This window comes from Bacteroides sp. 3_1_23, assembly GCF_000162555.1.
Lineage (GTDB): Bacteria > Bacteroidota > Bacteroidia > Bacteroidales > Bacteroidaceae > Bacteroides > Bacteroides ovatus.
Genome location: NZ_GG774949.1, coordinates 236,889 through 252,722, shown reverse-complemented (window position 1 = coordinate 252,722; position 15,834 = coordinate 236,889). Strand labels below are relative to the sequence as shown.

8 protein-coding genes and 1 tRNA gene are annotated in these 15,834 nt (G+C 42.8%); 4 read left to right on the top strand and 5 right to left on the bottom strand.

The window, feature by feature from the left end; genetic code table 11:
* The first annotated feature begins 820 nt into the window (after positions 1-820).
* From HMPREF9010_RS26435 to HMPREF9010_RS22940, 3 genes are read left to right on the top strand one after another with little or no spacing between them, the layout of a single operon-like run.
* Entirely contained in the window at positions 821-958 is a 138-nt protein-coding gene (locus HMPREF9010_RS26435) for a hypothetical protein (protein ID WP_231106135.1), read from the top strand.
* 12 nt (positions 959-970) lie between these two features.
* Positions 971-4,087 carry a SusC/RagA family TonB-linked outer membrane protein gene (locus HMPREF9010_RS22935; RefSeq protein WP_231106139.1) on the top strand — a complete coding sequence of 1,039 codons (3,117 nt, stop codon included), beginning with the start codon at positions 971-973 and terminating at the stop codon, positions 4,085-4,087.
* Positions 4,088-4,098: 11 nt separating this feature from the next.
* On the top strand, positions 4,099-6,099 hold the full coding sequence (locus HMPREF9010_RS22940; RefSeq protein WP_008646511.1) for a RagB/SusD family nutrient uptake outer membrane protein: 2,001 nt from the start codon (positions 4,099-4,101) through the stop codon (positions 6,097-6,099).
* A 103-nt stretch (positions 6,100-6,202) separates the two neighbouring features.
* Here HMPREF9010_RS22940 and HMPREF9010_RS22945 read toward each other — a convergent pair whose 3' ends face one another.
* Both HMPREF9010_RS22945 and HMPREF9010_RS22950 read right to left on the bottom strand, forming a co-directional pair.
* Positions 6,203-7,213 carry a 2-oxoacid:ferredoxin oxidoreductase subunit beta gene (locus HMPREF9010_RS22945; RefSeq protein ID WP_008646510.1) on the bottom strand — a complete coding sequence of 337 codons (1,011 nt, stop codon included), beginning with the start codon at positions 7,211-7,213 and terminating at the stop codon, positions 6,203-6,205.
* A 3-nt stretch (positions 7,214-7,216) separates the two neighbouring features.
* The gene (locus tag HMPREF9010_RS22950; RefSeq protein ID WP_008646507.1) at positions 7,217-9,067 is read right to left on the bottom strand and encodes a 2-oxoacid:acceptor oxidoreductase subunit alpha; all 1,851 of its coding nucleotides are present in this window, start codon (positions 9,065-9,067) and stop codon (positions 7,217-7,219) included.
* A 203-nt stretch (positions 9,068-9,270) separates the two neighbouring features.
* On the opposite strand from HMPREF9010_RS22950, the gene HMPREF9010_RS22955 reads away from it, so the two are divergent.
* A tRNA-Arg gene (locus HMPREF9010_RS22955) sits at positions 9,271-9,342 on the top strand.
* Between the two features lie 174 nt (positions 9,343-9,516).
* Here HMPREF9010_RS22955 and secDF read toward each other — a convergent pair.
* From secDF to HMPREF9010_RS22970, 3 genes are all read right to left on the bottom strand, one after another.
* Positions 9,517-12,540: a protein translocase subunit SecDF gene (gene secDF, locus HMPREF9010_RS22960; protein WP_004323085.1), complete on the bottom strand. Its 3,024-nt coding sequence runs from the start codon at positions 12,538-12,540 to the stop codon at positions 9,517-9,519.
* Positions 12,541-12,705: 165 nt separating this feature from the next.
* Positions 12,706-14,790 (bottom strand): M3 family metallopeptidase, encoded by a 2,085-nt coding sequence (locus tag HMPREF9010_RS22965; RefSeq protein ID WP_008646498.1) that lies wholly within the window; start codon positions 14,788-14,790, stop codon positions 12,706-12,708.
* Between the two features lie 31 nt (positions 14,791-14,821).
* A partial coding sequence (locus HMPREF9010_RS22970; protein WP_008646496.1) for an endonuclease/exonuclease/phosphatase family protein occupies positions 14,822-15,834 on the bottom strand: 1,013 nt, incomplete at its 5' end.

Here is a 15,834-nt window from a genome sequence, read left to right as displayed (position 1 = left end):
GCTGTTCAGCTGAAGGTGAAACCTGTGAACCTTCTAAATGCTTCTTAATAGTTGTATATTCGTTTTCAGAAATTTAGTGTTGAGTTTATAGCTATGAACCTGGTTCCAGTTTTCTACCCTTTTCTCCATCCTTCTCCATTTTTTATTTATAAATAAGTACCTGTTAAAATAGCTTCTTATCATCAGTTCTCTATCCATAAAGTTAATGATATTGATAAATAGGTGTTATTTAGTCAAAGGAAATGAGTAGTGTATATTGCAATATCGATTAGAGAAGGAGAGAAATGAAAACCGAGTTCTTAACGAACTTGGTTTTATTTTGATATGAAAACGAATGCCTTATTATTTTTAATTCTTAATAACAACAAAAGAATCGTTTAGAATATCATTATGGTGAAGCAAAAGTAGAATAAAATGAAATATTACGCAAGTAAATCTACTAAAATATTTTAAAACGGGATAGCTGGATTGTTGTGTTTTCTGGCAACAAAATGGGATAACAGTTTTATCAACTTGCCTTTGGTATCAAAATAAGTATTTATTATATAGCAATTTACATACAAATCGTCTCAAACTCAAAGCGGTGCGAGTGTATGGATGACTGTTTTATCTAAAATGTCCTTCCAAGTTGTGTTTCCAAGCATAGGTAAAACCAAGTTCGTTAAGAACTCTGGCAAGTATTAACCTAAGATAAAAATAGAAAAGCCTATGGAAAACTAAACACACAAATTGCCTGAAACATGGTGTCAAATAATATATGAAGGCACCATAAAATCTTAGAAATTCTAACTTACTAATGTCTAACTGAATAAATTAAAGTATGACAAGAAAAACTAACCGATGCCCGGCCTTTATGGAAGGACGGGGAACACGTTGCCTGAAAATAGCAGCAGTTGCTACTTTATTGTTATGGTGCACACAACCTATGCAAGCAGTAGCTAATACTAATGAAACATAGGAAACTGCTGATATACAGCAGCAAAAAGTAAAGACTACAGGTGTTGTAGTGGATGAAAACGGAGAACCTCTTATTGGAGTCTCTGTAAAGGTGCAAGGTACTGCCACAGGTACTGTTACTGATCTCAACGGACGCTTCTCTATCGATTCCCCCAAAGGAGCAGTTCTCTCACTTTCGTTTATTGGTTATAAAACTATTACCGTGAAAGCTGATGGGACACCCCTTAATATCGTTATGAAAGAAGATTCGGAACAGCTCGACGAAGTAGTCGTTGTAGGCTACGGACCACAAAAAAAAGTAAATGTAACCGGTGCGGTAGGTATGGTCGATGCGAAAGTGTTGGCTGCACGTCCTGTAACCAATGTGGCGCAGGCCCTACAGGGTACAGTGCCAGGCTTGAACTTCACGGTAGGAAGTGAAGGTGGAGCCTTGGATGGTTCGATGAGTTTTAATATTCGTGGTGCAGGAACAATCGGTGATGGTTCCGGGTCGTCTCCACTTGTGTTGATTGACGGTATCGAAGGTAATCTTAATTCGTTGAATCCGAATGATATAGAAACGGTTTCTGTTTTGAAAGACGCTGCTTCTGCCTCTATTTATGGAGCGCGTGCTGCTTTTGGTGTTATTCTGATTCAGACCAAGAAAGGGAAAGCGGGTAAAGCCAGAGTCAGTTATAATGGAAATGTCCGTTTCAGCGACGCGGTATCAGTGCCTGAAATGATGGACTCATATACTTTTGCACAGTACTTTAATCGTGCCGCAGAGAATGCGGGCAGATCCGGTGAGGCTCCGTTCTCATCCGAGCAGTTACAGAAAATAAAAGATTATCAGGAGGGAAAGATAACATCCGTCACAACACTGAATACGAATAATAACCGTTGGAACAATTATGGCGGAGCGAATGCCAATACGGATTGGTTTAAAGAATTCTACAATGACTGGGTGCCATCTCAAGAACATAATCTAAGTATTTCGGGAGGTAATGAGAAAATCCAATTTTCATTGAGCGGTAGTTTTATGGACCAGAACGGTCTGTTGCGGCATGGTGAAGATAATTTGCAACGTTATACAATGAACAGCACCATTACAGCGCAGATCACAGATTGGTTCAGAGTGAACTATTCTACCAAATGGACACGTGAGGACTTTGACCGACCCTCTTATCTGACCGGGCTATTCTTCCATAATATCGCTCGCCGCTGGCCCACCTGTCCGGCTTACGATCCTAATGGCTATCCCATGAATGGTGTGGAAATTACAGAATTGGAGGATGGTGGCCGACAAACCAACCAGAAAGACTTGAATACTCAACAGTTGCAGTTTGTGTTTGAACCGGTCAAGAACTGGACAATTAATATCGAGGGTGCTCTAAGAACGGAAAACAAAAATGAACATTGGGAAGTATTACCTATCTTCTCTCATGACGGTGACGGTAATCCGTATTCTATACCATGGGGAAGTTATGGAGCCGGCAGTTCCGTTGTGAACGAATATAATTATAAAGAGAATTATTACAGCACGAATATCTATTCCGATTATTTTAAACAATATGAAAGCGGTCATTACTTTAAAGTGATGGCAGGTTTTAATGCGGAGTTGTATAAGACAAGAAGTTTGTCGGGGCAGAAGAATACGCTGATCTCCAATTCTGTGCCTACACTGAATACAGCAACGGAATCTCCTACTACTTCCGGTGGATATGCACACAATGGGGTAGCCGGATTCTTCGGGCGTATCAACTATAATTATAAAGAACGCTATCTGATAGAGTTGAACGGTCGTTATGACGGTTCGTCCCGTTTCATTAATGACAAGAGTTGGGGATTTTTCCCGTCATTGTCAGTCGGATGGAATATAGCACGTGAAGATTTCTTCAGGAATATAGCCGATAAAGCTCATATTGATGTATTGAAATTAAGAGGTTCATGGGGGCAGTTGGGTAATACGGATACTAAGGATGCATGGTATCCTTTCTATCAGACGATGCCACAAGGCACTGATTATAACTGGTTGGTGAATGGAAAAAGACCGAATTATGCAAGCCTACCCGGTATCGTCTCCAGCTTGAAGACTTGGGAAACGATTGAAACCTGGGATATCGGTTTGGACTGGGGGCTGTTTAATAATCGCTTGACCGGTTCGTTCGACTACTTTGTGCGTTGGACGTATGATATGATTGGCCCGGCTCCGGAATTGTCTTCCGTACTGGGTGCTACTCCTCCGAAAATCAACAATTCCGATATGAAATCCTATGGTTTTGAGCTGGAACTGGGGTGGAGAGATATGATTGGTGATTTCTCTTATGGTGCTAAATTTACGTTAGCCGATGACCAACAGAAAATCACTCGCTATCCGAATGAAAACAACAAACTTTCCGAAGCATATTATCCGGGAATGATGAAAGGAGAAATCTGGGGATATGAAACGGTAGGTATCGCACAATCACAGGAAGAGATGGACGCTCACTTGGCCAAAGTGGATCAGTCTTCTTTGGGAAGCAAGTGGGGAGCAGGTGATATCATGTATAAGGATGTAGACGGCGATGGAGTGATCTCGACAGGTGAAAATACCACAGAGAAACCCGGTGACCGTGTGATTTTGGGCAATAATACACCTCGATTTAAATATGGTATCACGTTGGATGCAGCATGGAAAGGTGTCGATTTCCGCATATTTCTGCAAGGAGTGGCCAAGCGCGATTATGTGTTGAGCGGCCCCTATTTCTGGGGAGCCAATGGAGTGGACGAATGGCAGGCTACCGGATTTAAGGAACATTGGGACTTCTGGCGTCCGGAGGGTGACCCGTTGGGTGCTAATACAAATGCCTATTATCCACGCGTATTGAAAAGTGATTCGAGAAACATGGCAGTGCAGAGCCGCTATATTCAGAATGCAGCTTACTGCCGTATTAAGAATGTTCAGATAGGCTATACATTGCCCAAGCAATGGACAAATAAAGCCGGAATGTCTTCAGTTCGAGTATACGTGTCAGGTGACAATCTGTTGACATTCTCTCATATGTCCAAGATTTTCGACCCGGAGGCTTTGGAAAGCACTTATGATGCGAATAATGGTAAACTCTATCCGTTGCAGCGCACCATCTCGGTAGGTTTAAATGTTAACTTCTAATTTTAAGGCTTATGAAACTGAAACATATTACATTACAAACAATCTTGATGGCAGGAGCTACGTGGTCGCTTACATCTTGTAATGATTTTCTGGATATGGCGCCTCTGGATCAGGTGACTCCGCAAGAGTATTTTAATACGACGGACCACTTGGTTGCATATAGTATTTCGCAGTACAACAACATCTTTTCAACGCATGGTGGATATGGAGTCGGTACAGTGAACAATGACCAGAATACAGATAATATGGTAGCCGGAGGATATTCTTCCACCTATTTTGAGAAAGGTCAGTGGCGTGTTCCTAATACTGGAGGTGGCTGGGATTTTACTCAAATTCGCTATTGCAATTATTTCTTCGAAAATGTGCTTCCTAAATTCGAGGCAGGCAAGATTGAGGGCAATTGTGAACAGATTCTTCACTATGTCGGCGAAATGTACTTTATCCGTGCATGGATTTATTACAGTAAACTGAAATCATTCGGAGATTTTCCAATTATAACCGAAGTATTGCCGGATAATCAGTCTGTTTTGACAGAGAAATCTGTTCGTCAGCCGCGTAATCTCGTAGCTCGTTTTATCATCAATCAGCTCGATTCCGCCGCCAAATATATGGTGGATGATATTTCAGGAAACAAAACGCGATTAACAAAGAATTGCGCGTTATTGATAAAGTCGCGCGTTGCTTTGTATGAGGCTACGTTTGAAAAGTATCATAAGGGAACAGGGCGTGTGCCGGGGGATGCAACCTGGCCGGGTAAGAGAATACATACCGATTTCTCCACGAACATGGATAATGAAATCAATTTCTTTCTGGATGAGGCTATGAAAGCAGCGGAACAGGTGGCTGATGATATTACTTTGACCAATAATACCGGTCTGACCAATCCGAAAAACATATCGGGGATTGTTGGCTGGAATCCATATTTCGAGATGTTTGCGGAAGAAGATATGAGTAGTTATTCCGAAGTTCTTTTCTGGAAGCAATATATGAATGGTGGTGGCGTGTCAATCACGCATGGCACACCGGCTTATATTTTTACTGGAGGTAATAATGGTATGCTGAAGAGCTTTGTAGACTGTTTTGTCATGAAAGACGGACTTCCCTATTATGCAGCAGGAGATGAATATAAAGGTGACAAAACTATCATGGATGTGAAAGAGAATCGTGATCTGCGTCTGCAAATGTTTGTTTTGGGCGAGAAGGATTTGCTTCCATCCAGTTCGACAGAAGAACCTGCACTTAAAGAATTCAAACAACCTAATATTATATCATTGGAAGCCCAAACATCTGATAATACCGGGTATCGGATTCGGAAATGCTTGACATATAATAATAAGCAGATTATTTCCGGTCAGTCGCAATCGACTACAGGGTGCATTATCTTTCGTGGTGTCGAAGCTTATCTGAATTATCTGGAAGCCTACTATTTGCGTAATAATAAGGTAGACGGTAAAGCGAAAAGCTATTGGGATGCAGTACGCAATCGGGCAGGCATTACAGGCAATTTCCAGACAACCATTGACAATACCGATATGAATAAGGAGACGGATTTGGCCGCTCATCCCGGTTCGTATGAAGTGGATGCTACCTTATATAATATCCGTCGCGAACGTCGTTGCGAGTTTATTGGCGAAGGAATGCGTTGGGATGACCTGGTGCGTTGGAGAGCTTGGGATGGCGTACTTACTAATAAGTTTATTCCTGAAGGGTATAACTTTTGGGAAGAGGCTTATAAAACTTATGAACTTCCGGAAGACGTTACTTTAAAAGATGATCCGGATGATGCTACTTCTAATATTTCCTCCAGAGCATTCAAGTATATTCGTCCTTTTAGCAAGGTGAGAATCAATAATCAGGTATATGATGGATATTCTTGGGCTAAAGCCAACTATTTGAGTCCGGTTGCTATTAATGAAATGAGACTTGCGTCTCCTGATAATAGTACAGATAATTCTGTTATTTATCAGAATCCGTATTGGCCGGAAAAAGTGGGTGGCACTGCTCTCGAATAGGTTGATATAAATATAGGTTACACGATAGAAAGAATGAAAGGCGTAGAAAGAGAGTTGATTCTCTTGTCTACGCCTTTATTATTTTATGGATTGAAGTGGTGAATTACTTCACTTCCCAAGTATCATTAGTCATTAGCAATTCCTGGAAATTATGATATTTCTTCTTGCCTTTGATTTCTTCAATCTGTCCAATTACAGCATCATTGTAAGTTGGAGCATCTACATCGCGGATCACACCGAGTGCAATCGGGAAATCAGGACCTTCCATTAACGCCAGTTTCAATTGAAGCGTATTGTCCTGGCAGTGTGCGTCGTGGATAAGGATATCTTTTTCTGTGACACCGTTCTCACCAAGTTTCACTACTTTCAGCCCGAAGCCTTCCTGCATCAATCCGAATTCCTTATTTTCACCAAATAACATCGGTTTGCCATGTTCCAGGTAGATAGCGTTCTTAGCGCGTCCTTCTTTGGTAGCAACACTGGCGTGAGTTCCGTCGTTGAAGATCACGCAGTTTTGCAGAACTTCTACAACAGAAGCACCTTTGTGATTAGCTGCTGCTTTCAACACTTCTACGGAAGCGGCACCATCTACTGCAATACAACGTGCGAAGAAACGTCCGCGGGCACCGAAAGCCAGCTCTGCCGGATGGAACGGGTCTTCCACTGTTCCGTAAGGAGATGATTTGCTGACGAATCCGCGTTCTGAAGTCGGTGAATATTGTCCCTTTGTCAAACCATAGATACGGTTGTTCAACAGAATCATGTTCAAGTCAATGTTGCGGCGAACGGCATGGATGAAGTGATTACCACCGATTGCCAAACCGTCACCGTCACCGGAAATCTGCCAGATAGTCAAATTTGGATTGGCTACTTTTGCTCCTGTTGCAACAGCAGCGGCACGTCCGTGAATAGTGTGGAACCCATACGTATTTACGTAGTAAGGCAGGCGGGAAGAACAACCGATACCGGAAATGACGGCAATATTGTGCGGAGCTACTCCCAGTTCGGCCATAGCTTTGTGCAGTGAGTTCAGGAAAGCGTGGTCACCGCATCCCGGACACCAGCGAGGTTGGCCTGATTTATAATCTTGTACGGTATATACTTTATCGCTCATCTTTTATTCCTCCAATAATTTAGTGAATGCATCTATCAATTCTCTCGTAACGAAAGGCTGTCCTTTCACTTGGTTGAACTGGCTGATGTTCAATCCGGGTATCTTCATCCGTAAATAACCTGCGAATTGTCCCAAATTCTGTTCAGCTACTACGATCTTCTTGTATTTACGCAATACATCGGCTGTATTCTTCGGCAACGGGTTGATGTATTGGAAGTGTGCGAAAGCCATTTTCTTTCCATGATCGCGCATAAAGTCCATAGCCAGACGGAGATGCCCATACGTGCCGCCCCAGCCAACAATCAGTAAATCTGCATCTTCATCACCTAGTACTTCGAGTTCGGGGATATAGTCTGCAATTTTATCTACTTTAGTTTGGCGGAGATGAACCATCTTATTATGGTTTTCTGGTTCGGTAGAGATCGCACCTGTTTCATTGCTCTTTTCAAGACCACCGATGCGGTGCATGAATCCTTCAGTTCCCGGAATTGCCCAGTAACGTGCACCGGTTTCTTCATTGCGTTGGTATGGAGTCCAGTTACCAGCCATGTCCGGAGTCACGTATGGAGGATTGATGGCAGGATATTCATTTAAGTTAGGAAGTTTCCAAGCTGCCGAGCCGTTGGCTACGAAAGCATCCGTCAGTAATACAACCGGAGTCATGTGTTCCAGAGCAATCTTACATGCCATGTATGCGGCATCAAAACAGTTCGTTGGTGAAGTTGCGGCAATCACCGGCATCGGGCTTTCACCATTACGTCCGTAAAGAGCTTGCAATAAGTCTGTCTGTTCTGATTTAGTAGGCAAACCTGTTGACGGACCGCCACGTTGCACATTTACAATCACTAATGGAAGTTCGCCAATTACAGCAAGGTTCATGGCCTCACTCTTCAAACAAACACCGGGCCCGGAAGTAGTCGTTACAGCCAAAGCACCGGCAAAAGCGGCACCAACGGCAGAAGCACAACCCGCGATTTCATCTTCGCACTGTACGGTTTTTACTCCCAGTGATTTATGTTTAGCTAATTCGTGCAGAATATCAGTGGCCGGAGTGATAGGATAAGAACCCAAGTAGAGTTCCAGACCTGCTTTCTCGGCAGCAGCAATCAAGCCATAAGCAGTTGCTTTATTTCCGTTGATATCTGTATAAAGTCCTTTTGATTTCGGAGCTTTACTTTCAATCTTATAAGTAGAGACAGAAGCATGTGTGTTGGCACCATAGTTGAAACCATCGTTTAATACCTTAATATTAGCTTCTGCAATTTCGGGCTTCTTGGCGAATTTCTCACGCAGCATTTTTTCAGCAGCGGCAAGGTTACGGTTGAACAGCCAGCAAACCAGTCCGAGTGCGAACATGTTCTTACAACGGAGTGCTGATTTATTGTCTAGTCCGGAGTCTTTCAGGCTCTCTTTGCACATGGAAGAGATGGGAACTTCAAGTACTTCCTGTTTTATGCCTAATTCTTCAAAAGGATTGTCGGTCTTGAATTGTGCCTTTTCCAAATCTCTGGCTTCGAATGAGTCGGAGTCGGTAATGATAAGTCCTTGCGGTTTACAGAATTTGATTTGTGTTTTCAGTGCGGAAGGATTCATAGCCACCAACACGTGGCAACGGTCTCCGGGAGTGTAAACCTGTCCGGCACCGATGTGGACCTGAAAACCGGAAACACCGGTCAGTGAACCTTGCGGGGCGCGGATGTCTGCCGGATAGTCAGGGAATGTACAGATGTCATTTCCTACCGTAGCCGACACGTTCGAGAAGATGTTGCCGGCCAGCTGCATACCGTCGCCGGAGTCGCCGGAGAAACGTACTACTACTTCCTCCAATTCTTTAACCATCATTTCGTCTGCCATAACTTTAATTACTATATTTAATTTAAAAACTGATTTTACTTTCAATTTGTGAGCGCAAAGGTCGGAAAGTTAATCGAATTATCAAAATAAATCGAACTTTATTGTCCTATTGACGCCAAATATTTGAAATATCTGAAAGGAACCTGTATTTTTATTCTTGTTAAATCGACAGAAACCGTTATCTTTGCAAGCAAATTTGAAGCGGCCTTGTAGTTCAACGGATAGAATAGAAGTTTCCTAAACTTTAGATAGGGGTTCGATTCCCCTCGGGGCTACTACGAAGAATCTGTGAGAAGTTGTTTTGTTTTGCTTTCATATCGTATCTGGTTTTGAGTTTAACAATGGCTTCTTTTAAGATGAACGTCTTATAGCTTCTATTTGTTTTAATAATCAATAGAAAAAGCCTCTACCGAATGTTCGGAAGAGGCTTTTTCTATTTTTGGAATTTATTATTCTTCCGTAGTTACTGGTACGACTTTTTTGTTCTTCATCATGTTGTATGCAATCGGAGATGCAATGAACAGTGATGACAATGTACCGATAACAACACCCAAGATCATTGCGAATGCAAAGCTGCGGATTGAATCACCGCCAAGGATGAAGATACACAGCAATACGATCAATGTACTTAATGATGTATTGATAGTACGTGCAAGTGTAGTATTCAATGAATCATTGAACAACTGACGTTTGTCACGTTTCGGATACAGGCCGAAGAACTCACGTACACGGTCGAAGATTACCACCTTGTCATTGATAGAGTAACCGATAGCTGTCAGGATAGCACCGATAAACGTTTGGTCAATTTCCAGTGAGAATGGAACGATACCCCATAACAATGAGTAAGCACCGATAATCATGATGGTATCGCATGATAGAGCTACGATAGAGCCAATACTATATGCGATGTTACGGAAACGGATTAAGATATACAGACCGATAGCGATCAAAGCCAGTACTACGGAATAGATGGCACCTGTTTTGATATCGTCTGCGATACTCGGACCTACTTTTTGAGAACTTACAATACTACCACCAGTGTGATTGTCACGGTCGATAAAGGTAGCTAGAGTGATGTTTTGAGTCAGCACAGGTTTCAAAGTCTCATATAAATATGCTTCGATTTGAGAGTCAACATCGTTTCCTGCATCTTCAATACGGTAGTTGGTGCTGATACGTACAGTTTTCTTATCTGTACCGATAGCGATAACACTAACGTTAGCATCACCGAACTTGCTGGAGATCAATTCACGAATCTGTTCGGGTTCTACCGGATTCTCGAACTGTACCTTGAAGTTACGTCCACCGGTAAAGTCGATACTCTGGCTTAAACCGCGCATGGCAAATGAACCGATACAAACGAGGATGATGGCTACAGTGATGATAAGGGATTTTTTGTTTGTTCCCATAAAATCAAAACGTGTGTTGGTCATCAAGTTTCTTGAAACAGGGGTTGTGAATGTAAGGTTCAATAGTTTGTCCTTGTTCATGAAGTGTTCGTAAACTATACGGGTCATGAACACAGCGGTGAAGAAGGATACTAGAATACCGATAATCAATGTCGTAGCAAAACCACGGATCGGACCGGTACCGAAGTTAAACAGAATGACACCTGTGATGATGGATGTCAGGTTCGAGTCGAAGATAGCGGAGAATGCGTTGGAATAACCGTCAGCAAGTGCTTTCTTCACACCTTTACCGGCACGAAGTTCTTCTTTAGTACGTTCGTAGATAAGTACGTTCGCATCCACTGCCATACCTAGTGACAACACCATACCGGCAATACCGGACATTGTCAATGCTGCCTGGAAGGAGGAGAGGACACCTAATACGAAGAAGAAGTTCAGGAACAATGCACCATTGGCAATCATACCCGGTATGAAGCCGTACATCATACACATATAGATCATCAACAGAATCAGAGCCACTACGAATGAGAATACACCTGCATTGATAGATTCCTGACCCAATGACGGACCAACGATATCTTCCTGTACGATGTGAGCCGGAGCCGGCATCTTACCTGATTTCAATACGTTTGCTAAGTCCTTTGCCTGTTCAGGAGTGAAATGACCTGTAATCTGTGAACGTCCACCTGTGATTTCAGAGTTTACGTTTGGTGCAGAATATACATAGTTGTCAAGAACGATAGCGATAGAACGACCGATGTTCTGTTTGGTCAGCTGTGCCCAACGACGTGCACCGTCAGAGTTCATTGTCATGCTGACAGCCGGTTTGCTGTATTGGTCGAATTCATCTTTCGCGTCTGTTACTACATCACCTTCCAACGGAGCTTTACCGTTGCGTTCGGTAGACTTGATAGCATATAATTCGAACGTCTGTCCTTTCTTGTCAAATTCAGAAGGAGAAACACCCCATTTCAAACGAAGGTCTTTCGGGAGTTCTGCTTTAACTTCCGGCATAGCCAGATATTTGTTGATATCAGCAGTGTCTTTGTAGTTAGCGTAACCGATCACAGGACCTTGTCCGCTAGAGTTCAACTGCAGGATAGCCAACAGAGGGTATTGCTTTTTAATTTCTGCCAGGTTAGCTGTTGAATTATCTTCAGTAGTTGTAGCATCTCCTTTCAGGGCAGCAGCAAGACTGTCGGCAGCACTTACGCTTTTCTTGGCCGGAGTAGCTTCTGCAAGCGGAGCTTCTTTGGTGGAATCTACAGCGGTAGAGTCTGCACCTGTCTCCTGCGCTAATACAGCGCGCAATTTAGCATCAGCAGATTGCATAGCAGGAAGAACTTCTTTAGCTGTATAAGTTTCCCAGAATTCCAGGTTAGCAGAACCTTGGAGAAGTTTTCTCACACGTTCCGGCTCTTTGATACCCGGCAATTCCACCATGATACGACCCATTTTGTCTTCCAGGCTCTGGATATTCGGCTGAACAACACCGAAACGGTCGATACGGGTACGAAGTACGTTATATGAGTTTTCAACAGCAGCTTTTACTTCTGCTCTCAATACTTTTTCAACTTCTGCATCCGATGATTTCTGGTTAACTTTGTCTTTCAACTGTTGTGTTGCGAAGAGTTCGGAAAGTTTTGCGTTAGGAGCAGCTTTGTGGTATTCTCTGACAAATAGCGTGATGATATCATCCTGGCTGTTTACAGCCTGTTTTGCAGCTTCTGCCAATGCATTGTTGAAAGCTTCATCCGGCTTGTTGTCAGCCAGTGCTTTGATAACATCAGGTACAGAAACTTCAAGGATAACGTTCATACCACCTTTTAGGTCCAAACCTAAACTAATCTCCATCTCACGACATTGTTTCAGCGTCCAGTTACCCAACCACACTTTCTCATTGGAGAGAGAGTCGAGGTAGTCTTGTTCCACTTTCGGGTCGCCGTTCGCAATTTCTTTCGCCTTGTTGGTATAATGGCGTGTTACGAAGGAGAAGGAGAGATAGAACACACATACCAGTGTGAGTAATACCGCAAAAACCTTTACAAATCCTTTGTTTTGCATTTTACTTTTAATTTATGATGATTACTTTTTTAATTTAATTTTCAGTTAAATTCTGTCGTACACAAGTTCTTTTTGCCGCATACAAGGCTGCAAATATAGTTTTTTTTTCACATTCATGTGTAATAAGCCCTCAAATATTTGATGTTTAAGGGCTTTTTTGCTGAATTATTTCATTCCTCTGTTTTTCAGTAGTGGTTCCAGGCTTGGTTCCGCTCCACGGAAATTCTTATAAAGCACCATCGGGTCTTCGCTGTCTCCCTTCTCCAATACGTTATGGCGGAACAGGTCGGCGGTGTTTTTATCAAAAATACCATGTTCTTTGAAAGCTTCGAAAGCATCATTGTCCAATACGTTGGCCCATAGGTAACTATAGTATCCGGCTGCGTATCCGCCAATGATATGATTAAAGTAAGTCACGCGATAACGCGGTGCTATTTCGGGAATCAAATTAAGCTTGTCCATCGCTTCTTTTTCGAATGCAAGCATATCCAGATTCTTTACATCTGTTATCGTGTGCAGGTTCATGTCGAGGATGGCGGCGGCCAGTAATTCGGTGGTCATGAAGCCCTGGTTGAAAGTTTTCTGTTGCAGTATCTTCTCGATGATTTCGTCGGGTATCACTTCTCCTGTCTGATAATGTTTGGCATACATTTTCAGCACTTCGGGTTCAGTCGCCCAGTGTTCGTTGATTTGAGAAGGAAGCTCTACAAAGTCGCGTACCACGTTGGTTCCCGATGTTCCTTTGTATTCGCATTTTGTCAGCAGTCCGTGCAGGGCGTGACCAAATTCGTGAAACAGGGTTTCCACTTCATCCATGGTCAATAAAGAGGGGGTGTCGCCTACCGGCTTGGTAAAGCTGCAAACGTTGCATACCAATGGACGGGTTGTTCCGTGTTGCTCACGATAGTTGCTCATCCATGCACCACCGCTTTTCCCGGGACGTGGGAAATAGTCTACATAGAAGATACCGAGCTGGGAACCGTCTGCGTCTTTCACTTCAAAGACTTCTACATCAGGGTGATAAGTTGGTATGCCTTCCAGTTTGCTTAGGGTGATGCCATATAATTTGTTGGCTACGGCGAAAGCACCATTGCGTACATTTTCCAGTTTGAAATAAGGTTTTGTATCCTCTTCAGACAGATTATATTTTTCTTTCCGCAGTTTTTCGGTGTAATACCACCAGTCCCATGCTTCCAGTTTTTCTCCTTTTCCTTCCTTGTCCATTAACTTCTGGAGTTCGCCAGCTTCTGCTTTTGCTTTTGGCAGTGCGTAGCTCCAGAGGTTATTTAAAAGGCTCATTACGTTGTTGGCGTTCTTTGCCATGGTTTCATCCAGGACGAAGTTTGCATAACAGTCGAAACCTAATAAGTTCGCTTTTTCCAGGCGGAGAGAAACGATCTTGCGGATGTTTTCCTTGTTATCGTTCCCGTCGTTGTTGTTGCCGCGGTTGATATAAGCTTTGTATATTTGCTCCCGGAGCGGGCGATTTTCAGAATATTGCAGGAAAGGCAGACGGCTGGCATTGTGCAGGGTGAACAACCATTTTCCCGGTTGTCCGGCTGCTTTCGCTTCTTCGGCCGCACTTTGGCGGAACCATTCAGGCAATCCTGCCAGATCTTCTTCCTTGTCAACGAAAAGTTGGAAGGCATTATTCTCATTCAGCACATTGTTGCTGAAAGTGATGCCAAGTGTAGAAAGCTCCTTGTTGATTTCGCGGAGGCGAGCTTGGTCCTTTTCGCCAAGGTTCGCTCCGGAGCGGATAAATCTTTTATAAGTCTTGTCCAGCAGACGTTCTTGTTCCGACGTCAGGTTCAATGAATCTTTCTTTTGGTAGACATCGTTCACCCGTTTGAATAGTTTCCCATTCAGGGAGATATTGTCATTATGTTCCGAAAGAACCGGTGCCAGTTTGATGGAAAGTGCGGTCAGCGAATCAGTAGTTTCTGCATCTGTCATATTGAAGAAAATGATGCTTACCCGGTCTAAGATGGGTGCGCTGTTATCCAAAGCCACAATCGTATTTTCGAATGTCGGAATTTCCGGGCTTTCGATGATGGCTTCGATATTTTGATTCTGTTCTTCTATACCTTTTAGAAAGGCAGGTTCATAGTGCTCTAATTTAATCTTGTCGAAAGAAGGAACACCATACTCGGTTTGAAACTCTGTAAAGAAAGGATTGCTTTCTGTTTTCGTAGCACAGGAGTACATCATACAACTTACTGCTAAAATGGTTAGTGTCTTTTTAATCATCATAAGTGTTTTTTATTAGAGTTTTCAGTTCTTATCGTTTACTGATATAGCACCAGATCGGGTAATGGTCTGATGCCTTGATAGACCGGTCTACCGTGCAATTGTAGGCTTTCAGGTTGGGGCTGATCAAGATATTGTCTATGCGGAAATAGAACTTGTTCTGATTGTAGGAAATACCCAATCCTTTACCGGACTGTGTGAATGCATCGTCTAGTTTTTGAGTCAGGATGCGATGGGTATATGAGATAGAACCGTCGTTGAAATCGCCGCATACTATGGTTGTCGGATATTTACTTTCTGCAATGGTTTTAGCCACAGAATCTGCTTGTGTAGCCCGGATAGCCGATGCTTCCGCCAGTTTTCTTATTAATTGCCTAAGTCCGGTTTTTACTTTCTTGGCATTCGGGTCTTTAATCATATCCTCATACATCCCTCTGTCTTCTTTGGTGAGCTTGTTGGATTCCAGGTGGTTGTTGATTAATGTAAGAGTGTCGTTATTCACATTCAGTACATATTTCATGGAGCCGTTATAATTACTTTCATATTCGATGGGATGTATCGAGAGTATGGGGAACTTAGAGAAACAGGCAAGTTGCACATCTCCTTTCCCTTGTTGGTGGACGGATTGGTAAGGATAGGCTTTCAATGCTTTTTTAATGTCCTGTTCCGTCAGGTATTTCTTGTTGGTAGCGGTGTTATATTCTTGCAGACAGATAATATCGGCGTTACTATCTACAAGATAAGACAATACCGGGTTTTTTCCATCTTTCTTCTCCAAATTGTTGAAACTCATTACGTTGTAGGATAGGATTTTGATGCTTCCTTCCGGTATGGTTTTAGTGGTGGAGTTAAAAGGAATATAAGTCCGTATCTGCGGAATACAAATTAGAAAACCGATGGCAGGCAAGAGCGCATAGCGGTAATTGACAAATGCCCAGAAGCCGATAAAAATCAGATTAATCGTCAGGAATATCGGAAATGCAAGTCCCAAGCTGGAAGCAAGTGGATTTATTTTCGGGTTAAGGTAAGGGCTATAAGCGCTTA